The 21,637-nt window shown below is 40.3% G+C and carries 21 protein-coding genes and 1 tRNA gene; 8 read left to right on the forward strand and 14 right to left on the reverse strand.

The window, feature by feature from the left end:
* Positions 1-16: 16 nt before the first annotated feature.
* The 9 genes from FNW02_RS26375 to FNW02_RS26415 all read right to left on the reverse strand — a co-directional run bounded on the left by FNW02_RS26375 (position 17) and on the right by FNW02_RS26415 (position 11,266).
* The gene (locus FNW02_RS26375) at positions 17-859 is read right to left on the reverse strand and encodes a phytanoyl-CoA dioxygenase family protein (RefSeq protein ID WP_191760448.1); all 843 of its coding nucleotides are present in this window, start codon (positions 857-859) and stop codon (positions 17-19) included.
* 7 nt (positions 860-866) lie between these two features.
* Positions 867-1,907, reverse strand: a complete 1,041-nt coding sequence (locus FNW02_RS26380; RefSeq protein WP_191760449.1) for a glycosyltransferase family 2 protein — start codon at positions 1,905-1,907, stop codon at positions 867-869.
* A gap of 259 nt (positions 1,908-2,166) precedes the next feature.
* Positions 2,167-3,435: a class I SAM-dependent methyltransferase gene (locus tag FNW02_RS26385; protein WP_191760450.1), complete on the reverse strand. Its 1,269-nt coding sequence runs from the start codon at positions 3,433-3,435 to the stop codon at positions 2,167-2,169.
* A gap of 97 nt (positions 3,436-3,532) precedes the next feature.
* Positions 3,533-4,573 (reverse strand): NAD-dependent epimerase/dehydratase family protein, encoded by a 1,041-nt coding sequence (locus FNW02_RS26390; RefSeq protein WP_191760451.1) that lies wholly within the window; start codon positions 4,571-4,573, stop codon positions 3,533-3,535.
* Positions 4,574-5,157: 584 nt separating this feature from the next.
* Complete coding sequence (gene lhgO, locus FNW02_RS26395; RefSeq protein ID WP_191760452.1) at positions 5,158-6,369, reverse strand: L-2-hydroxyglutarate oxidase; 1,212 nt, start codon at positions 6,367-6,369, stop codon at positions 5,158-5,160.
* 63 nt (positions 6,370-6,432) lie between these two features.
* A complete protein-coding gene (gene rfbF, locus FNW02_RS26400; protein WP_191760453.1) occupies positions 6,433-7,206 on the reverse strand; it encodes a glucose-1-phosphate cytidylyltransferase in 774 nt (257 codons plus the stop codon).
* A gap of 317 nt (positions 7,207-7,523) precedes the next feature.
* Entirely contained in the window at positions 7,524-9,704 is a 2,181-nt protein-coding gene (locus FNW02_RS26405; protein ID WP_191760454.1) for a tetratricopeptide repeat protein, read from the reverse strand.
* Between the two features lie 53 nt (positions 9,705-9,757).
* Positions 9,758-10,540, reverse strand: a complete 783-nt coding sequence (locus FNW02_RS26410) for a PP2C family serine/threonine-protein phosphatase (RefSeq protein ID WP_191760455.1) — start codon at positions 10,538-10,540, stop codon at positions 9,758-9,760.
* 51 nt (positions 10,541-10,591) lie between these two features.
* Complete coding sequence (locus FNW02_RS26415) at positions 10,592-11,266, reverse strand: vWA domain-containing protein (protein ID WP_162397688.1); 675 nt, start codon at positions 11,264-11,266, stop codon at positions 10,592-10,594.
* A gap of 745 nt (positions 11,267-12,011) precedes the next feature.
* Here FNW02_RS26415 and FNW02_RS26420 point away from each other — a divergent pair.
* The 5 genes from FNW02_RS26420 (at position 12,012) to FNW02_RS26440 (ending at position 17,428) form a co-directional block, all read left to right on the forward strand.
* Positions 12,012-13,409, forward strand: a complete 1,398-nt coding sequence (locus FNW02_RS26420) for a response regulator (RefSeq protein ID WP_191760456.1) — start codon at positions 12,012-12,014, stop codon at positions 13,407-13,409.
* Between the two features lie 43 nt (positions 13,410-13,452).
* Positions 13,453-13,551, forward strand: a complete 99-nt coding sequence (locus tag FNW02_RS39965; protein ID WP_348535450.1) for a type II toxin-antitoxin system VapB family antitoxin — start codon at positions 13,453-13,455, stop codon at positions 13,549-13,551.
* A gap of 391 nt (positions 13,552-13,942) precedes the next feature.
* Entirely contained in the window at positions 13,943-16,372 is a 2,430-nt protein-coding gene (gene pheT / locus FNW02_RS26430; RefSeq protein ID WP_191760457.1) for a phenylalanine--tRNA ligase subunit beta, read from the forward strand.
* A 171-nt stretch (positions 16,373-16,543) separates the two neighbouring features.
* Complete coding sequence (locus tag FNW02_RS26435; RefSeq protein ID WP_191760458.1) at positions 16,544-16,813, forward strand: YciI family protein; 270 nt, start codon at positions 16,544-16,546, stop codon at positions 16,811-16,813.
* A gap of 222 nt (positions 16,814-17,035) precedes the next feature.
* Positions 17,036-17,428 carry a hypothetical protein gene (locus FNW02_RS26440; protein ID WP_162397685.1) on the forward strand — a complete coding sequence of 131 codons (393 nt, stop codon included), beginning with the start codon at positions 17,036-17,038 and terminating at the stop codon, positions 17,426-17,428.
* 39 nt (positions 17,429-17,467) lie between these two features.
* Here FNW02_RS26440 and FNW02_RS26445 read toward each other — a convergent pair whose 3' ends face one another.
* The gene (locus tag FNW02_RS26445) at positions 17,468-17,758 is read right to left on the reverse strand and encodes a hypothetical protein (protein ID WP_191760459.1); all 291 of its coding nucleotides are present in this window, start codon (positions 17,756-17,758) and stop codon (positions 17,468-17,470) included.
* Positions 17,759-17,864: 106 nt separating this feature from the next.
* On the reverse strand, positions 17,865-18,056 hold the full coding sequence (locus tag FNW02_RS26450) for a hypothetical protein (protein ID WP_191760460.1): 192 nt from the start codon (positions 18,054-18,056) through the stop codon (positions 17,865-17,867).
* 285 nt (positions 18,057-18,341) lie between these two features.
* On the opposite strand from FNW02_RS26450, the gene FNW02_RS26455 reads away from it, so the two are divergent.
* Positions 18,342-18,423, forward strand: a tRNA-Leu gene (locus FNW02_RS26455).
* A 68-nt stretch (positions 18,424-18,491) separates the two neighbouring features.
* Complete coding sequence (locus tag FNW02_RS26460; protein ID WP_191760461.1) at positions 18,492-19,277, forward strand: TrmH family RNA methyltransferase; 786 nt, start codon at positions 18,492-18,494, stop codon at positions 19,275-19,277.
* A gap of 17 nt (positions 19,278-19,294) precedes the next feature.
* Here FNW02_RS26460 and FNW02_RS26465 read toward each other — a convergent pair whose 3' ends face one another.
* The 3 genes from FNW02_RS26465 to FNW02_RS26475 all read right to left on the reverse strand — a co-directional run bounded on the left by FNW02_RS26465 (position 19,295) and on the right by FNW02_RS26475 (position 20,392).
* Complete coding sequence (locus FNW02_RS26465; protein WP_191760462.1) at positions 19,295-19,537, reverse strand: hypothetical protein; 243 nt, start codon at positions 19,535-19,537, stop codon at positions 19,295-19,297.
* Between the two features lie 214 nt (positions 19,538-19,751).
* On the reverse strand, positions 19,752-19,937 hold the full coding sequence (locus FNW02_RS26470; RefSeq protein WP_191760463.1) for a hypothetical protein: 186 nt from the start codon (positions 19,935-19,937) through the stop codon (positions 19,752-19,754).
* A 38-nt stretch (positions 19,938-19,975) separates the two neighbouring features.
* Positions 19,976-20,392, reverse strand: coding sequence for an acyl-CoA thioesterase (locus FNW02_RS26475; RefSeq protein WP_225225907.1), 417 nt, complete (start codon positions 20,390-20,392; stop codon positions 19,976-19,978).
* A gap of 759 nt (positions 20,393-21,151) precedes the next feature.
* Here FNW02_RS26475 and FNW02_RS26485 point away from each other — a divergent pair.
* Positions 21,152-21,463, forward strand: coding sequence for an S-layer protein (locus FNW02_RS26485; protein ID WP_191760465.1), 312 nt, complete (start codon positions 21,152-21,154; stop codon positions 21,461-21,463).
* Positions 21,464-21,637 lie beyond the last annotated feature (174 nt).

The raw sequence follows: 21,637 nt of genomic DNA on the forward strand, positions 1-21,637 counted from the left end.
GTTGACAATTGATCCACTATCGACTGTTTTCTACTTGTTGCTTTAACTCAATACTGGGATAAGTATCATCCCAGTATTGAGTACAAAGGTCTGGGCGTTCGGGGGGATTGGCTGTATAACAAAAAAATAACGCTGAGCGGTCTTCTGTACGTACTGTTCCATGATGGAAAGTATTTTTCGTATCTACAATAATCACTGTTCCTGCTGGGCCGACACATGATTTCCAAGCTGATTTGGGAATAACTTCTTTTACCTCTTCATCGTTGATGCCTAAATAGCTTGACTTCAAAAGTTTGTAGTAAATTCGCCAATAATTCAAACTAAATAAGGAGGTTAAAGAACGCGGAATGTATTCAAAAGGCCCAGTTTTTTTATCGACATCATTTAAGTAAATAAAGATTTTGATAATGCGGCGGTCTTCTGCATCGCTATGCCAGAGTAGCGTACCAAACTGATTGTGGCTTTTGAAATCTTTGCGTAAATGTACACCGTGAAAAGTAATAGGAAGACCAATGTAATTTTCGATGATGTTGAGTAGTCTTTTCTCCCTTCCCCAGGCAGAGATTTCTGGTAAATCTGTAACTGTGTAAATTTGCGGCCATTTTTTGTCTAGATGTTCGTTATTTAACTCTTCCATCTGAGACAATTGATTGTAAGTAGTTTTGAGCAGTTCGGAGGTAGAATTCAATCCTAATTCGGCAAGTGTTGTAACATAAGCACCGTCTTTTTTGAGAGTATTAAGAATTTGGCGATCGCCTTCTTCCAATGCAGGCAAATTAGGAGCATGTTTCAAAAGAGCTAATCTATGAAATAACTCAGATTCCAGTGAAGCTATTTTGTCTTTAATGTTGTTAAGCATGGTATGGTCACTTTGTTTTTAACACCGATTTAGTACCAGAACGTTTATTATTAGCTCGCATTTCTTGAGTAGATGGTTCACTAGCTTCGGATATTTTAAATTCTTTAAAAGCCATAACATCAAATGCTGACAAGCTAACTAAAGCCAAGAAGGGAATAACTATTTTAATAGCAGATAAAGGCCATCTTCTTAAAGCGCCTAAGAAGACTTTTAAATTTACTTCTCTACCATTTTGCAAAAGCATTCGTCTACAAAATTGTTTAGAATATCCACTCTCCTCCAGTTTTAAAATCACTTCCGGTATATGTTTGTATTGCATTAATAGTGCAGACTTCGGTTCTTTCTGCCAATAACTCACACCGACAATACATTCTAAATAAGTCTCTTTAGTCACAATTACACTGCCATGAGCCGCACAATAACCAGCTAAATATGCCAAAGATATCCAGTTATTCTCAGCATCTTGCCAAATTTGTAAAGCGCGTTTTACTAAATCGGTACGGTACACTGTAGCAGTCAAAAATATAACGGCTCCAACACTTTTAGAAAAACAATGTTCAAATATTGTTTTCCCATCACCACAAGCATCTTCGCTATCAACATCAAACCAACGATTATCAACTATAGTTGGTGGATGTACTGGTTCACCAGTAATTTTATTCCGTCCAGAAAAGTTGAGAAATAATAATGATAAATCTTCGTGTTGCTTGAGTTTGTCGATGACATAACCAACGGCTCTTTCCTGAATTGGGTCATCATCACCAATTGTCCAAACGTATTTTGTTGTTGCAGAGCTTAAGCAATAAATAATATTTTTGACTACTCCTAAATTTTTAAAGTTTTTGTTTACTTTAAATGTGATCGAACTAAGTTGAATCTGCCACTTTTTTATGACATCCTGAGTATTATCGGTAGAACAATTATCAGAAACTAAAATTTCACATTCAGACTCAAAGCCCTTGATAGCTTGAGCCAGCCATGCTAACTGTTTATCAAGTAATTCGGCACGATTATAAGTAGGAATAGCAATGGTCAGTAGTTTATTCATGGTAAGAAATAATCAGTTTTTGTAGAGCCTACTATACTACTGTTTGATATACTGCACCGTCAGATGTAATGTTTCAATTTTCAATAGAAAAGCAACGTTCATAAAATATTTCATCTGTTAATGCACTCAGCCAGGAAAAATTTAAAACTAATAGTGCTAAATTATGATATTTTTTAGTTATTTTCCAAACAGTCTTTTAGAAAGAATTTAAATTGAAGAAGCAGTGTAAGTAAAAATTCACACTGCTTCTATTTGAGAATTACGATACTATGGACAGCAGATTTCGTACAGGTAATGAATAAACTTGCACTTCAGGAATTGGCACTACAAACTGTCCACCCCACTCACTGATAAATGCCATTTGTTCCATAATTTCCTCCTTGAGATTCCAAGGTAAAATTAGTACATAATCTGGTTTAGTTTCGCGGATTGTGTCTGGATGAAAAATAGGAATATGAGTTCCAGGTAAAAATAATCCCTGTTTGTAGGGATTGCGGTCTACTGTGTAATCGATAAAATCTTTACCAATACCACAGTAATTAAGCAGTGTGTTGCCTTTAGCAGGCGCACCATAGCCAACAATTGATTTACCCTTGGCTTTAGCCGTTAGTATGAAACTTAATAGCTTGTGCTTTGTCTGTTTGACTTTTTCTCCGAATGTAATGTAAGTTTCTATCCGGTGCAATCCAGCAGCAATTTCTTTTGCTTTGATTTGGCTAACTCGTTCGCTAATAATGGGATTATCAGCATAGTCATGTTTGACGTAAATTCTCAAAGAACCGCCATGAGTTGGTAATTCCTCCACATCAAAAATTTTTAAGTTGTGCGCTGCAAAAATTTTTTCTACAGTCAGAAACGAAAAGTAAGAAAAATGCTCGTGATAAATAGTGTCAAACTGATTTTGTTGAATGAGTTGTAAAATGTGAGGAAACTCCATTGTCAAGATACCGTTCGGCTTGAGAAGGAGTTTCATCCCGGCGATAAAATCATTTAAATCTGGAACATGAGCTAAGACATTGTTGCCTACTAAAAGGTCAGCTTGTTTTCCTTGTATAACTAGTTCTTTAGCGGTTTCAACTCCAAAAAACTTGTTTATACTAGGAATACCTTTTTCTTGAGCTACCTTGGCTATATTTGCCGCTGGTTCTATTCCTAAAACTGGGATTCCCTTCTCTACAAAATATTGCAGTAGGTAGCCGTCGTTGCTGGCAATTTCAATAACTTGAGTTTGAGGATTTAAGCCAAACTTATCTACTATCATATCGGTGTAAGTCTTGGCATGTTTTAACCAAGTTGCTGAGTAGGAAGAGAAGTAGGCATAGTCGCTAAAAATTTGATCTGGAGTTTCAAACTGTTCTAGTTGAACTAATAGATTATCTTCTGAGATATAAGCATGAAGTGGATAAAATTTCTCGGCATTATTTAGCTGTTCCGCTGCTAGATAAGCGTTGGCTAAAGGTGACATTCCTAAATCAACAAAGGTATGGTGTAAAGGTTGATAGCTAAAACGACATTGGGCAATTCTCATAAACTAAATCTCATTGATGGTAAACAACTTGGTAGATGAGAGAAATCCGAATCAAATCTTGTTGATTCGGAAATTTGTATCTGTTTGTTTACTGCCGCTAGGCTACTTTAACTGCTTTCTTCCAAAAAAAATCTTGGTCAATTTGCTCAGTCCGAATCAGATACTCTAGCTGCTTTAAGCGTGTAAATCCTCTAAATAAGAAAGTATCTTCAGCCATATCTATTTGATTGAACAAATCAAATAACTGCTCGGCCCCAGATTGAGCATTCCAATCGCACTTAAATCCGGGTAGTATTGTGTTGATTTTCTCGAAGGAAACTCGATAGCTGCGGTTATCTGCACCGTTGTCACCAAAGGACAATTTACAATTTGGGAAAATAGCAGCGATAATCTCAGCGATTTCTTTGACGCGATAATTGTTGGCTGTATCTCCCACGTTGAAGATTTGATTATGTACAATATCCCGTGGTGCTTCTAAGGCGCAAACTATGGCTTTGCAAATATCCAATGCGTGGACTAATGGACGCCAAGGTGTACCATCACTAGTCATCTTGATTTGTTTTGTAGTCCATGCCAAGCCTGCCAAGTTGTTTAAAACAATATCAAAACGCATCCGAGGAGAAGCACCAAAGGCTGTGGCATTCCGCATAAAAGTAGGAGAGAAGTCATCGTCAGCTAGTAGTGTGACATCTCGCTCTACTAGAGTTTTGCATTCTGCGTAGGCTGTTTGAGGATTAATAGGTGATGCTTCTGTGACATCACCTTCGGTAGCAACACCGTAGACACTGCACGAAGACATATATATGAAGCGGCGCACACCTATGGCTTTAGCCAGGTTAGCTAGGCGAACTGAACCTAGATGATTAATTTCGTAAGTGATGTTGGGTGCTAATTGTCCGGTGGGGTCGTTGGAGAGTTCCGCCATATGAACTATTGCTTCTACGCCTTGCAAATCTTCCGGGGTGATGTCACGGATATCTTTGTTGAGGGTTTTGGCTGTCACTTGAGTACCGTTGTATAGCCAACCAACTTTATAGAAACCAGTATCGATGCCGAGAACTTCGTGTCCGCGTTCGATTAACAGAGCAGGTAATAATGAGCCAAGATAGCCTTCTGTTCCGGTTACTAATATTTTCATTGTTGTTAAATTCTCTGTATTGATGAGTTCAATTCCATTTCGTTAAGCAATTACTCTAGCGGGTATACCAACCACAATTGAGTCAGGAGGAATGTTTCTATTGATGACTGCTGCGATAAATTGTGGCATCATGTATGGCTTGTTACCCCACAACTCCGCTAACAGTTATCTGCAATTAAGATGCTTTTTCTAGTAATACCAATTTAATTAATGATTACAACAAATTCCTCGATAGAGACATTGCAACGCAATGTCTCTACAATGGTATATGTGTCACATTCTTTCTTTAATTGGTATAACTTCTTGTGGAAATTTTGTAGGCTAATAATACCAATACTTCTACTTTCCATTTATATATCAGTAATACCGGAAAGTTTCACATATATATGTCAATGCAAACGGTTTTGTAGAACTGATAAAAAATTGGAGGATACACTTACTTTTGCAAGTAGAAATTAATAGCGATCGCTCACGCATTTCCTGATAGTGTAGATGTTGAGATTCAAAGCTGAGTTATTTTGAAGTTGCGATCGCTTATTCCTAATTCTACTTGCATCCACCCAAGAAGCACAAGCAACTATCTTTTAAGCTACTACAGTCTCTAAATGCAACGGTTGAGGAATTTGTGCCACAATGGCTTGACCAATTTCCAAGGAAGATGTAGCAGCAGGAGAAGGAGCATTGCAAACATGGATGGAGTTTTGACCTTGAACAATCAAAAAGTCATCCACCAAAGAACCATTGTTCATCAAAGCCTGAGCACGGACTCCCGCATGGGTGGGAACTAAATCCTCTGCTTGAACTTCTGGAATTAGTTTTTGCAAGCTTCTGACGAAGGCTGCTTTATTAAAGGAACGAATGATTTCCTGAATGCCTTCATCGGCGTGTTTGGCTGCCAATTTCCAGAAACCGGGATAGGTTATGACTTCCAGAAAATCCCCTAAGTTAAAGTCGGTTTTTTGATAACCTTCGCGCTTGAGGCTGAGCACTGCATTTGGCCCTGCATGAACGCTGCTATCAATCATCCGGGTAAAATGAACACCCAAAAAGGGAAAATCTGGATTAGGAACCGGGTAAATTAGAGTCTTGACTAGATGGCGTTTTTCTGGAATAAGTTCGTAATATTCTCCCCGGAATGGTACAATTTTCGCTTGAGGGTCAACTTGACCTAATTTGGCAATGCGATCGCTATGCAATCCTGCACAATTAATTACAAAACGCGTTTCAAAGCTACCGTTGTTTGTTTCTAGTACCTGATTTTTACCACTTGGGGAGATTTTCAGAACTTTTGTATTGAGATGTAAATCTCCCCCTTGCTGTTGAATCAACTCAGCGTATTTCCAACAAACTTGCTTGTAATTAACAATCCCAGTTGAGAAGACCCGAACTGCACCCACACATTTTACATGGGGTTCAATTTCTTTGACTTCCTCTGGGCTGATTCTCTGGACTGCTATGCCATTTTCTAAGCCACGCGTGTAAAGCTTTTCCAGGCGTGGTAGCTCTTGTTCTTCTGTGGCAACAATTACTTTCCCGCAAACTTCATGCTCAATTCCATGCTCTTGGCAGAATTCTACCATTGAGCGACTACCATCACGACAAAATTTAGCTTTAAAACTCCCCGGCTTATAGTAAATACCAGAATGAATCACTCCACTATTATTACCGGTTTGGTGAAAGGCCCATTGGCTTTCTTTTTCTAATACTAAAATACGTGCATTGGCATAGCGCTTGCCTAAAGCTAATCCCGTGGAAAGTCCGACTATTCCCCCGCCTATAATCGCAAAATCATACATTAGTACTATCGCACCTGAAGCCAGAGTATTGAAGTGTTTTATGCAGATAAAACTTATTATTATCTACCATACTTTCCAAGGAGCCTGACTGTTCTTCCATAGCTCCTCTAGATGGTTTTTATCGCGTAAAGTATCCATCGGTTGCCAAAAACCGTGATGCTTGAAAGCAGATAGCTGTTCCATATCAGCTAGCTTCTCTAATGGCTCTTGTTCCCAAATAGTAGAATCATCAGCAATTAAGTTAATTACTTCTGGTTCTAGGACAAAATAACCGCCATTAATCCAAGCACCATCACCTTCAGGTTTTTCCCGAAAGTTAGTGATTTTAGTTTGCTCATTTCCTAAAGAAATAGCACCAAAACGTCCCGCTGGCTGAACTGCGGTGAGTGTTGCTAAGGTATTTTGTTCTTTATGAAATTTAATTAGTTCTGTGATATTTACATCACTCACACCATCACCATAAGTGAAGCAAAAAGTGTCATTACCAACATGTTCGCTGATGCGTTTTAAACGTCCACCTGTCATTGTATTATCACCCGTATTCACTAAGGTGATTCGCCAGGGTTCAGCATAACCAAAATGTACATTCATCTGGTTAAATCGCAAATCAAAGGTAACATCTGACATGTGTAAGAAGTAGTTGGCAAAATACTCCTTAATTATGTAACCTTTGTAACCGCAACAAATAATGAAATCATTAATGCCGTGGGCAGAGTAAGTTTTCATTATATGCCATAGAATTGGTTTGCCACCAATTTCAACCATCGGCTTGGGTTTGATACTAGTTTCTTCACTGAGGCGTGTACCAAGCCCTCCAGCCAAAATCACCGCTTTCATGCAATTACCTCGGAGATTTGCAGGTAGATTATTATTTGACTTTTACGATATGAAGAGGATGCACTTGGATAGAGAAAAATTGATTTCTAATTTATTTTTCTCCGTAAATAATCTAACGAATATTTTATTCAAAATTATGAAGGAATGATAAATTAAAAACTTTTGTCTGTGAAAGCTTTATAAATATCTATAAACCGGAAAATTTCAGATTAATTGAAATACAAAATCTACCTAAAAAACAATCAGGGTTAGTTGGAGCTAACCCTGATGAGGACTGATTTTTAACAATCAAAACCAATATTTGCTAGTAACAAAATTTACTTTTTGTTGTTAGCTTTTTCTAACATACTTGAGCTTTGGAATAAACTATCACATTTGTTTTCTACAACTACGCACATATGGCTGAGTGCTTGCTGGTAATTATCCATATCGTCCTGCTCAAGAGAGATTTTAGCAGCTGTTTGTAAATCCTCAATAGCTTGCGTACGATTTTGGTTAGATTTAGTGCCACTATATTGTGAAAGTTCATAACGAACCATACCTCGTTTGAGATACACTTTTGCTAGCTTGGGATTGAGATTTAGTGCTTGGTTAAAGTTGGCGATTGCTTCTTTGTATTCTTGAGCGTAATCGCTGCTATATTGGGCGATTTGATAATAAGCAACACCGCGCTGAAAGTAAGCTTCTGTTTTGGAGGAATTGAGGTCTATTGCTTCGGTAAAATCTGCTATGGCTTTTCTGTAACCTTTTTGAGAATCACCGCTATATTTGGCAATTTGAGCGCGGACAATACCTCGCCTGATTAAAGCTTCTACTTCATTACTATCGAGGCGTAGAGCATTATTAAAGTCTGCGATCGCCAGGTTATACTCTTTGTCAGGGTCATTACTATATTCAGCGAGCATATAGAGAGCATTACCCCGATTCACAAAAGCTTTAATTTCTTGAGGATTGATTTTCAGTGCTTGGCTATAGTCTGTACGCGCGCCTTCATAGTCTTTCAAATTGTAGCGGGCGTTGCCACGATTGACGCGAGCTTTCGCATTTTTGGGATCTTTTTCTATTGCTTGACTAAAGTTTTCAATTGCTAGATCATAGTCTCGCACTTTGTAAGCAGCATGACCCTGTTTATAATAATCTGCGAAGCTGAGACTGTTCTTTTTAATTGTCGGACGAGGCTTTAATGTTTGTTGAGTATAAGCATTTTGGAAAACAAACGGACGAGTAAATTTAATCATTACGTCCAAATATCCCAAAACACCAAAACCCAGCAAGCAACAAATAATCGGGTATAATTTTGGTCTTCTGGAAGGTTGATAAGGCGCAACACTTTGGGTAATTGGCTGCCAATAATTAACTGCGTGCGTTGGTATGCCTGGCTGTGGTGAACGTGGAGTTTGATTGTAGCGTCTTTTCGATTTTATTCGCGGTTGTAGATGTTCTCTACTTTCTATAGCTCGATGGGATGGAAAGGGGTCACGTCCGCCTAATCTTGATGTCCGTTCACACCAAGGACAGCTTTGCAGATGATTGTTGTAGCGATGCTGGGGATTTACAGTACAGCTAATCAGGCTATCTTCGGCTTCAGCTAGTGCCGATAGCCAGGTTTGAGCGCTGGGGCGCAGGTGTGGGCTGTTGTGACTTTCTTCAAAACAACGCACAAATAATTCTTGTAAGCTGGGATGGAGAATTTCCCAAGCGGGTGCAATTGGGGTAGGCAGGTAGGGTACTCGTCGTTGTTTACTGTAGGTGAAATGTCCAGCAGCAATACGTGCTTCATAGGGCGGTGGCTCAACAGCGCCTTGAAAGATGCCAGAAAATGGGTGCGTGCCTTCCATTAATAATTGGAATACCAGCACTGCTAACCCAAATAAGTCGTGGGAAATTTCGCGATCATGTTGAGCAAAAGTTTTATTCTGTAGTTCTGGTGGGGTAAACTCTGGTTTGCCGACTGAGCAACGGTAAACAATATTGTTGTTTGGGTCACGTACTTGGAAAGAGTCTGTGTCTACCAAGGTGACGAGTGCTGTATCGCTGACGAGGATATTTGACTCATTCACATCGCCAACGCAATATCCACTAGCGTGTAGAGCAGCGAAAGCTGCCGCTAGGTTCCGAGCCGTGCGGAGCAGGTACTGATAATTGAATAAAGGGCAGTGTTGGCGACGGGTTCTGGGGTTGTAAAAGTCGATGATTGGACGCATCCCCTGAATGCGTGGCATTAAGAAGCCGATGACGCCACCGCTGCCATCTGCCGATCGCAATAAAACTTCTGGCCAAGCGATGGAGATATGCCCTAAACTAGCCGTAGGGTTTTCCGGCGGGTTGGCAAGCATCGCTTGGAGTTTGTCAGCATGGGCAACAGTTGGCTTGTGATAAATCTTTGCCACCATATTGCTATCGGATGGCAGTGCATAAACACAAGCTTCACCGCCACGCCCCAGACTGACACTGAGGTTGAGAATTTCTTGCTTAGGAAGACAACGTAGTACCTGCATGGTGAATTACCGCTAACGGGAGTTGTTTAAAATGCCAAACACTAAACTATTGCTTATGAGTTGCTCAATGCAGCAATAATGAGTGTTAAATCGTCATCAGTGCGTTGCGTAATCCGCTCTGAGCGTAAAAAGCTTACCAACTGTTCTTTTGCCACTGTCTTATCCTCAGAATTCGCTACAAACTCAAACAGAGGAAAAAAGAACGGTTTATGAGGTTCACTAACAACCATATTCAAAGCCAGCATTTGTAGTCCGTCGGTAAGGACACCAACATTGATTATGTCTTCACGCCATAATCTCATCTGCGCTGTATCTAAAGCACTGGCCGAAGTCAAAAAAGTGGTTTCGTTGATGTATTCGCCGCTGTCAGGCATGGTAAGTGCGAGGAGGTTGCCCATGCTATCTTTGGCTACGGCTAAACCATCACCTATCTGTGCCACAGCTACAACTTCTGGCGTGGCAACCAGAATAATTAAGGTAGTCGCTAAATCTTGAGGCTGTTTATTACAAGCAGCCGCCTCATCTTCCACAGCTTTTTTGGCAGCTACCATCGCCTCTGTTAAGAGCGATCGCACATTGGTATCATCAGTCAAGAACTTCCGGTTGACTTGTTTGATAGAAATGTTTTCTATTGCTGTTTCCACAGCAACCATCGCCCCCACTTTCCCCTGGCTTGCTGAACCTGCACCATCTGCTGCCGCTACTACTAAAACATTATCTGATAATATCTGCCAGTGGTGAGCATCTTGACACAACTGCTTGTTCTTTAAGTGGCTTGTACCACATACAGACGCAGCTACTACCCGCCATTGAGCAATCTGTTTTGATGTGTTCATAAATTTTATTCCAACAGCCCGCTGTCGTTAACATCAAGCTGCCACCTTTAATTAAACAGCCCCCCAGCCAATTGGTGGTAGTGCCACCTGTTCGTCTACCTGTGAATGAGAAACAGCTGACATACTAGCTGACAGCCAGACAAACATCTCGATAAAGTTTAAACCTTTAAGTTTTAGGGGAGTACGCACAGTAATTTGATTTAAGCGCGTCATATTCGCGTTTTCGACACCGACAGTGAAGAAAGCTACACGTTTGTTTGCTTCATCTCCTTGTAGGCGCTGCGCCGCTTGCTCTACCACATTGTCTTGCTCACCTTGTGGCTCACCATCAGTAATCATAAATACCCAAGGACGATAGTAAGCAATCCCGTTAGAACGATACTGAGATTTGCGCTCTTGAATTATGTCCAAGGCTTTATGAATTCCCGAACCCATCGTAGTCAACCCTTGTGCTGTCAGAATGGGGGGATTGAATTGATCAGCAGTCACAAAATCTTGCACTACGTTGACATTGCTATCAAAGGTAACTATTGCTACCTCTACCCGTCTTGCTGCCAAAGAATTTTTCACTAATTCATCTTTCAGACTCAGCAAGCCCTGATTTAAAGCCTCAATCGGCTCTCCTTGCATTGAGCCAGATGTGTCTAGTAGTAGCACGCACGGACAACGCGGTTCTGGGTTTTCCGCAAACTCCACAACTTCATCAAGTCTTAATGTATCATGCATAACTTTTTGTGTTATGTTATAGTCCAAAGCTTTATTGACCTCGTTCTCAAAGTATATAGTTTCTGATGCCGACACGACTACAGATATGATGTTTGGCAGTAGATACTTTAATCTTTATTAAACAGAATATTTTCACAAGAATCTCTACATAAAGGAACTCTTAATCACAACTAGACTACGTTTAATAAATAAAGAATTTATCAGGAGCTAACATTACCTGTTGTAGTGGATCTACCAAAAATTCTATCTCTTCATAACTAGGATACAATAAATACGTAAATTTTCCTAGATAAGTTTTTAAAGATTTCATGTAGTAAAACCTCCATTTTATATAAAAGTAATTAATCCTAATTAAGACCATTAGACTTCAAAGTATACTCACGTAACTGTGTGAACTCTACATCAAAATAGCTTAGTAAGTAACTGGGGCGTAAATAAACATAATTGTTAAGGTCTTGAACCAATAGTTGTCGGTAGAGAGGGCAACTTACAACTAAACTGACGCCCGCTAAAATAGTCATGACAAATATTTACATTTGTTTGTGCCCACTTTTAAATTTTCATACTTGTTGTCAAACGTGCCAAATGTAACAAAAAAGTTATGAAAATTATAATTTGTAATATATATACATATTTAAAAAAATAATTTGTGTCTAGAGAAATATTAAAAAGAAGAGAATACTTCATAGCCGATATTTCCCATTTACGAATATTTAGTCGCTGATCCGCAAAAAAATCGAAAAATATGAATAACTCAGGTACATTTACTAAATTACGTCCTCAGAGTTTGTTAAAACAGTTATTTAATTGTTCTGAGAGTATTTGTTTACAAGTATTTAGCAACTCAGTTTTTTGGTGGGTTTATTTAGAGGAAGGCAAAATAATCTATGCCACCCATTCAGTTGAACCCTTTGATCGACTAGAACGTCATTTGCGTCGCCTCAGCCATCAAATTCCATCACTTACTAGTGAAGTTCGTGTTCAATTACGTCTGATGTTTGAATCAGATACACATAGTCAAGTAGTAGAGCATGAGAGTAATTCTATAAATCAGCCTCCTGAATATCAAGCTATACAATGGCTTATTAGTCAACAATATTTACATTCTACACAAGCAGCAGTACTGATTCCAGAATTGGTTAAAGAAGTGCTTGAATCATTTTTACTGATCAAAGAAGGCACTTATGAATTAACAGAACCACTTAATAGAATGCCAATCATTTGCAGATTGAATGTAGAAAATATTTTAGAACGCTGTCAAGCACGATTAAAGAGTTGGAAGTCTTTCGAGCCTCAAATTTCTTCTCCTTATCAACGTCCATATCTGTTAATTACTGGCAAACCTTCTAAACAAAACTTACCAGACCTCCAGCCAAATTTAACTAACTGGATGAAGGGTTTCAGCTTACGTCATCTTGCTGTGATTATGAATCAAGATGAAATCGAACTGGCTCAAAATTTATACCCTTACATCATTCAAGGAGGAATTATCTTACATGAGCCAGATCCACCATTTGATCAGTTACCAAATACATTGGAAGATTTAACACAATCTTCTAAATTAATCACATTAGTTAATCAAAAATTAGTTGATGTTGCAGAAGAACTAAGTACAACTAATAGTAAATCTTACCCAAATATTTTTGAGGATAATAAAACTACTGAGCAATTACCACAATTTTCTGAATCTTTAAAAGAAAACCTTCAGAAATTAACAATAACCAATAATATAAATCCTGTTATTGAAAGAGTAGCGGCTGCTACTGTAACTAGTAAAAAAACCTACAAAATTGTTTCTGTAGATGATAGCCCCACAATTCTCAAAGAAATTAGCCGTTTCTTAGAAAATGAAAACTTTTCTGTTGTGACGATTAATGAGCCACTAAAAGCTGTGATGTCGATTATTCGGCACAAACCAGACTTAATTTTGTTGGATCTCAACATGGTAGGAATTGATGGATATGAGTTGTGCCAGATTATACGGAATAACTCGCTGTTTAAAGAAATACCCATTATTTTTGTAACAGGAAACAAGGGAATCGTAGATAAAGTAAAAGCAAGATTGGTTGGGGCATCTGGATATCTTACTAAACCTTTTACTCGCGCAGAGTTATTGAAAATAGTGTTCATGCATCTGACTTAAAATTAGCTATTTGCGAACATTTAGTTTGTGTCATAATATCCACATGGTTATTAATCTAGAAATCGACGGAAATTTAATTCAGGAATCCCTCGAACTGGATGGTGATAGTACTAAGCGTGCCGTTGTTGAAGAAGCATTATGAGAGTATGTCAGCGTCGAAAGCAACTGAAAATTCTAGAACTATTTGGCACGATTGAATACGACGATGATTATGATTACAAGCAACAGCGCCAGAACGGACAAAGATTTTAAGAATTTCAGTCAGCATATTCCCATAAATTTAGTTGAATACTAGGTTTACGTTGATTAGATGATTGGTACAAGTCGTTTTTTTAATGTAGACACGGAGCCGCAGCCTACAGCCAAGACGCCAAAAACACAACAGAAAGATAGCGAAGAGAGATTATTCTGTCAGTTCAACGTAGTAGGATTGTTCAAGTGGAAGGGTATGTCTTGCGGGATGAGTAGCCATCGATCGCTAATTGACACCCTAAAATTAGAGCAAAAGACGATTTCAAAAACCAGCACACTCCATGCGTATTTCTCTAAATTGGCTGCGAGAACTAGTAGAGATAAAACTGAGCCACGAAGAATTAGCTGAAACCCTAACAATGGCTGGGTTTGAAGTAGAAGATATTGAAGACCGCCGCACTTGGGCAAATGGCGTTGTTGTGGGGAGAGTGCTTGAGCGTCAACCCCACCCCAACGCTGATAAATTGAGTGTTTGCCAAGTAGATATCGGTGCAAATGAAACTTTAAATATTGTCTGTGGTGCTTCCAATGTCCGGGCAGATATTTATGTGGCAGTAGCAACTACAGGGACTTACCTCCCGAACATCGACTTAAAAATTAAACCTGCAAAACTGCGTGGCGTCCAGTCTCAGGGTATGATTTGTTCTTTAAAAGAACTCGGTTTACCTACTGATGTAGACGGAATTCATATTTTTCCTCAAGAAATGCCATTGGGTAGCGACGTGCGTCCATTGTTGGGTCTAGATGATGTGATTTTAGACCTAACTGCCACAGCTAATCGCGCTGATGCTCTGAGTATGGTAGGTGTAGCGCGAGAAGTAGCAGCTTTGACAGATGCAAAGTTGAGCATTCTTGAACCGGGTGAGGTATCGATTACCGAAGGTGTTGGAAATTTAGCTTTAAAAATCGCCGATTCGCAAGCTTGCCCTGCCTATATTGGTACAGTAATTGAACAGATCAAAATTGCGCCATCTCCCGATTGGTTGCAACAACGCTTGCGAGCGGCTGGAGTAAGACCAATTAATAATGTAGTGGACATTACTAATTATGTTTTGTTGGAATGGGGACAACCACTACACGCCTTTGATCGCGATCGCCTAAAATCTGTAGCTAGTAGTGAAAATCTAACCATCGGTGTTCGGTTCGCCACAGCTGGGGATACGCTCAAAACTCTGGATGGACAAACCCGCACCCTTACAACCCAAAATTTGTTAATTACCGCTAATGATAAACCCGTTGCACTGGCGGGAGTTATGGGCGGAGAAGAAACGGAAGTGCATGAAGGTACTCAAAGCCTAGTTTTAGAAGCAGCGTTGTTTGATTCTGTGGCAATTCGCCGTTCTTCTCGGAGCGTGGGGTTAAGAAGTGAGGCTTCTGGCAGATACGAACGAGGAGTTAACCGGGCTGAGTTGGAAGTAGCCAATCGCCGCGCCTTGACGCTGATTAGCGAGTTAGCTCAAGGCGTGATTGTTCAGCAACAAATTGCCGACACCCGCCCCGATCCATCTACCTGGAGTCGTTCTATTGTACTGCGTTTAGACAGAGTTAATCAAATTCTCGGCCCAATCGAGTTGGCAGAAGACACAGGAGAACTCGAAACAAAAGACGTTGAACGCATCCTGACTGCACTGGGGTGTCAGTTAACTCCTTCAGGAGAAGGTACTTGGTCAGTTTCCGTACCGCCTTATCGTTACCGTGACTTAGAACGCGAAATCGACCTGATTGAAGAAATTGCCCGTCTTTATGGCTATAACAAGTTTTGCGACACCCTACCAGACAAATCGGAAGCTGGTTATCTGCCTTTAGATCAAGAACTGATTCGCAAGTTACGCGCACACCTGCGGGCAGAAGGATTGACAGAATTAATCCACTACTCTTTAGTCAAGCCAGGGGAAACCGGACAGATAGTATTGAGTAACCCTTTATTTGTAGAATATTCAGCGCTACGAACCGATTTAATATCTGGGTTGATTGATGCCTTTCAATACAATTTAGAGCAGGGTAACGGTTCTCTCAATGGCTTTGAAATTGGGCGAATTTTCTGGCAAGAAGACGGCTTACAAGAAGGAGAAGCGATCGCTGCTATCATCGGAGGCGATCGCACCGTTGGTAAATGGTCAACAAGTGGTCGAGAGCAACCGCTGAATTGGTTTGAAGCCAAAGGCATTTTAGAAAGCGTATTTCAGCAACTTGGTTTGCAAGTAGAATATCAACCCGATTGCCGTGATGAACGCTTGCATCCAGGATGTACCGCCTCACTCTGGGTAAGAGGTAACAGATTAGGTATTTTTGGACAACTCCATCCCCAAGTGCGGCGCGAAAAAGGCTTACCAGATTCAGTCTACGTTTTCCAGCTAGATGTAGACGTGCTCTTGGAATCTATGGAGCAAGATGAAATCCTTATCCCGACATTCCATCCTTATTCTACCTATCCAGCTAGCGATCGCGACATTGCCTTCTTTGCAACAGTCAAAGTCTCGGTTGCCGAAATTGAAAAAGTAATTAGCAACGCTGGGAAAGGCCTGTTAGAGTCAGTGGAATTGTTTGATGAATATCGCGGCGAAAATGTACCACAAGGACAACGAAGTTTGGCATTTCGCTTAATCTATCGAGCCAGCGATCGCACCCTCACCGAAGCTGAAGTTGAACCAGTCCACAATCAAGTCCGCGAAGCTTTAGTAGAAAAATTCGGCGTTAACTTGAGAAGTTAGAACTCAGGAAATTTCTAGTTCCCAGGCGGCCCCTGGGAATACTCTACTTGAGGCTCAGCCTGATCTATCGTACCTTTAAATAAAGGCAGCAATTGACAATCTAATTTTAAAAGGCGATCGGCTCAAACTCTTAGCGCAACATATTTTCAACCAGTAGTAGCAACAAAAATTATGACTAAATATATCCTCTGGGGAACTTATTGCGAAGACGTTTTGGAAAAGCGCACCCCTTACCGTCAAGCTCATTTAGATGGATTAGCAAAACAGAAAGAATCTGGTGTACTAATTACTATTGGCCCTACCAAAGATGTCACCAAAGTGTTTGGAATTTACGAAGCTGAAGACGAAGCCACCATCCGTAATTTGATTGAAAATGACCCTTATTGGAAAAATGGCATCTGGACAGAATATTCTGTCAAAGAGTGGATTCAAGCTATTTAAGTCAAAAATCAATAGCCCGTTAATCAGCAAAACTTATCAGTCTAGAGATTCTCAAATTCACGCCTTTAGTAGATACAATTGGAGTTTTGTTAGTGTCATTATAAGAGTGCTATCAAACAAAAATCGTTGCTGTTGTCTAGATAAAAAATAAGATAAGATCATCTGCGATCGCAACAACTCCGATTTTTCTCCAAGTGTTTGAATTTTTAAGAGGGTTCTACCATGAATCGAATTCTAAAACGTGCGCTTTTACCTGGTATCATGGCTGCAAGTTTAGCTGGTGTTACATTAGTTCCTGTTAAACCAGCTGCCGCCGATGACCAAGTACTAAGAGATGCAGCCATTGGAGCTGGTACATGTGTGGTAACTGGAGCTATTAGAGGACGTGGCACAGTATTACGCAATGCTGCCAAATGTGGTGCTGCTGGCGCTGCTGTCAATGGAGCCAATGGGCTAAGACGCAATCCCAAAAAACGTAGCTTAGGTCAAGATGCCGCAGTCGGTGCAGGCGCTAGCGCCGCAACTCGTGCTGTTCTAGGCGGTCGTGAAGATACCGCCGGTGATTTACTTGATGGTGCAGCAGCCGGTGCAGTCATCAATATCCTCACCAAATAGAAAATAATTCGTAATTCCTCATCGGGAATTTAAAATCTCTCAAACCTCGTTTCCAGTCATAGAGTGGAAATGCTCCCCATAAGGCTCTGCCGCGAATTCCAGAGGCGGAGCCTTGCAAAAAAACACAGATGAACACAGATAATTAATTCGGTGTTTATCAGTGTTCATCTGTGGTTCATTTTTTACTTTATTCGCATTTTTGCAAGAATATAATCTAATGTCTCGATAAACCGTATAAATAAATACGATCGCATCTACCAAAGCTGAGTGTTGCTCACGGACGTGGAAAATTTGTAATTGATAAAGTGCGTAGTTTACCGCCGTAGGCATCGCTCTTGCAAAACTTCTGTAAAACTAAAAATTTGCGAGAAAAACAAATATTGTTCGTAGTTAACACCAAAGCGTTAACTACGAACCTATTAAATCAACAGTATCTCTAGCCTTTCAAAGCCTTTCTAAAATTTCGACGGTAGGATTGATTAGTAATAAACAAAGCTGGCCATAACAAAGATAAACCAATGCGATTGGGCAAACTTGAGCTAAAATTAGTCCGCTCAAACCCACGCCAAAACTTCCAAATGCCACCGAGGTAAACGACTATCAAACCAAAAATAATAAAGTTACCCATTCCCATCAACTCCGTTAGTAACTGACAGAATTTAAACTAAGTTTTTCTACACCATACTGAGAAGGCATGGCTAAACCCTTCAGTCCTTGACATCCGAGTTAGTTGAAGATACATTCTCCTAACTCCAGTGTAAAGTAGCCTGGAAACAGTCAACAGTAAACAGTCAACAGTAAACAGTCAACAGTCATCAAGGCGTATAATGGGCGATTTAAACCCGCCAGATAGCTCTTGACAAATGTCAATAATTAAGTAATAATAGGAAATTGTCGATCAAAACAAATGCCAGCGGAACTGGCGGAATTGGCAGACGCGCTAGATTCAGGTTCTAGTGCCGCAAGGCTTCCGGGTTCAAGTCCCGGGTTCCGCATATCAATTTTAGATTTTAGATTGCCGATTTTGGATTAATCTAAAATCCCAGATCTAAAATTCAAAATAGTGTTAACCAGTTTACAGAATTCCCTAGTAAAACAAATCCGCAAACTGCACTCTACAAAAGAGCGGCAGAAACAGCAGTTATTTTTACTAGAAGGGACGCACCTATTAGAAGAAGCTTGCGCGGTGAATTACCCCCTGGTGGCTGTATGTTGTACCCCAGATTGGCAAGCAGCTCATCCCTCATTGTGGGAAGAGGCTTTGAGCCGATGCGATCGCGCAGAAATTGTTAGTGAAGAAGTTTTGGATGCGATCGCTACAACAATACAACCAGATGGTGTAGTTGCAACGGCAAAACGGGATGCTCGCCAAACTCAAGTGCCATTTAATGGTATAGTGCTAGCTTTAGAAACTGTGCAAGACCCAGGTAACTTGGGTACGATGATTCGCACAGCAGCCGCGGCTGGAGCATCGGGGTTATGGGTGAGTGAGGATAGTGTAGATTTAGACAACCCGAAAGTTTTACGTGCTTCTGCTGGACAGTGGTTTCGTTTAGCAACGGCGGTAACTGAAGATTTAAAATCTATAGTCGAACAGAGTCAGCAAGCCGGAATGCAGGTAGTGGCAACTATGCCCAGTGCAACTTTGACTTATTGGGAAGTAGACTGGCAAAAACCCAGTTTGATTTTACTGGGGAATGAAGGCGCTGGTTTGTCAGCAGATTTAGCAGCGATCGCAGACAATCAAGTAAAAATTCCCCTAAGTCCAGGAGTAGAGTCTTTGAATGTAGCGATCGCAGCCGCTTTAATGCTGTATGAAGCCCAGCGGCAAATGACTGCTAAGCAATAAATTGTAACTTTTTACTTCTATTTTAATTTCGTTTTTTCTTCTAGATATTGTTCAATATCAGCAACCGCGTCCTCAAAAGCCGCTAGATCAATTTCTGTCAAATTTTCCAATAGTTCGGGATCATTGGCACTATCAGTATTCAATTCTGGTGTTTCTTCATCCTCAGTCGGATTCTCTTGCAAAATATCCTCCAATTGATCGAGTGACTGAAAAAAATCTTTCGCGGCGGCGTGGCGATGTGTTTGCTGACTTTGCTCCATAATCTTGGCTTGAGAATCTTGAATTTTATCGCGTAATCTTAATTTGCAGTTCCTAGTGCTTTAAATTTTGCATACATAACATCATATTTGTAGTTATATGCAAAGAACTAGGTACTACTTTATCAACTTTACACACTAAAAGGCTTGACAGCAAAATCAATCAGGAGAGACGCGATTAATCGCGTCTGTACAGGATTCAGGAGACAGGAGTTATTTATTCTTCCCCTGGTCTCCCTGCTCCTTGTCCACTGAGCGTTCGCGTAGCGTCTTGCAGAGAAGTCGAAGTAGCAAAGCCGAAAGGAGCCGTAAAGCCTGCGGCACGCAGCCTCCCGTAGAGAAGTGCTGTTCCCCCTACCTCCTCAATGCAAGGATTTGCAATTTTGGATTTTAGATTGTTCAATCCAAAATCTAAAATCTAAAATTCCCCTGCTCCTCCATTCATCTGCCAATATCTGAGTGTTGAATTTGCAAAAATTTGTCTAACATCACATTGGGAATTGGTCGCGGGCGCATTATTTTGGCATCTACCCAAACCCACAATGCCTCAGCAGTGACTAACAAATTCTGTTGATTGTGTTTACGAATTTCGTAACGTCGGAGGGCACGCGTACCACGCATGTCTTTCAACCAGGTAGTGACTTCTAGAGTATCACCCGCCACGGCTGGGCGCAGATAATCAATTTCTACCCGCCGCATGACAAATACGCCGCCTAATTCTTGGTATACATTCAAAGTTAAGCCCAAATATTCTGAGTGCTCAACGGCTGCTTGTTCTAAATAGTTTTGGTATACAGCGTTATTAACATGACCGAGAGCGTCCATAACAGTAAACAGTAAACGGTAAACAGTAAACATAATTGGGTTTAAAGGGAACCACTAAGGGGGCGCTCACTTACAGCTGAAAACTAATAACCCAAAGCCGATTATTGGCAGGCGCTATCTGGCGGGTTTAAATCCCCCACCATCCGCCTTGATAACTGTTTACTGTTTACTGTTTACTGATTTAAGCGTTAAGAATCTTTTCAAAATCAGGTAACTTTAGGAGTGTAAACAGTTACTCATGGGAAAATAAAGTTAAACATCAACAAATATGTTTTTGTAAATTTCTGTTTTGTATTCAACAAGAAAATGCGTGTATGGAAACGCGTTTTCCATTGTGACATTGATTTAAACATTTGTTGCTTGGTTTTGGGGTGTGAGTCGAAATAAATCAAGTTGCGGCTACAAGAAATAAGCTTGCGATCGCGCTGCGTGTAGCTTACTACGAGAGTTTTTAGACTCAAATAGCCTATAGCTTCAAAAATTAACTTTACTTTACTTAGTGCAGGCTTGATTAATCAAGTCTTGGACAAACTTACTAAAAATTGGAGGTTATAAAATGGCAGTACGAAATAACTTAGTTAGCAATTTATGGCAGAGAGTGCAACAAGATTCTGTAAGTTGGGGATCGTTAGCTCTTTGGATTAGTTCATTAATTGTACTTTTAGTAATGCTAGCAATGTTTTCTAACGCTTAATCTCAGCAAGATTATTCTAGTTCCTGGGCAGCTAGCCTAGGAACTAAATTAGGATAAACTGTCGTCTCTAGAAAATCAAACTTGAGACATATCAACTTATGAACTGCAAAATTCTGGCTACAGTCATAATTTTAGCTACTAGTGGCTTAGTTTCTCCTGTTAGAGCTCAAGAATCCACTAACAACACTCCAGTAAAATTAGATCAAGTTGTGAATGCTTGCGTTCAAAACCAAGCCCAGACTTTACCAAATCCCTTTAGCGATGTGCCATCAGACCATTGGGCTTTCAAAGCGGTTATGACCATGCATTACTGTGGAGCCTTTCGCCAAGCCACACCACCTGCTTTATTTGAGAAACTTCGACCTACCGAAAACCAGCAACCACAGAGAGAACAGCGGTTTCAAAAGTAGAAAACACAATAATATAGCGATTTTTAATTGAGTAAATTTACGATCGCGGATTTGTTGAAATTTGTTGGAGAAATCAATCCAATTGGCGATCGCTAAATTATAACAGTAATTCCCGCCACCCTTATTCAAACCAGTTACACCATTGTAGAGACATTGCATTGCAACGTCTCTACC

Origin of the sequence: Komarekiella delphini-convector SJRDD-AB1, assembly GCF_014831675.1 — a bacterium.
Classification (GTDB): Bacteria; Cyanobacteriota; Cyanobacteriia; order Cyanobacteriales; family Nostocaceae; genus Komarekiella.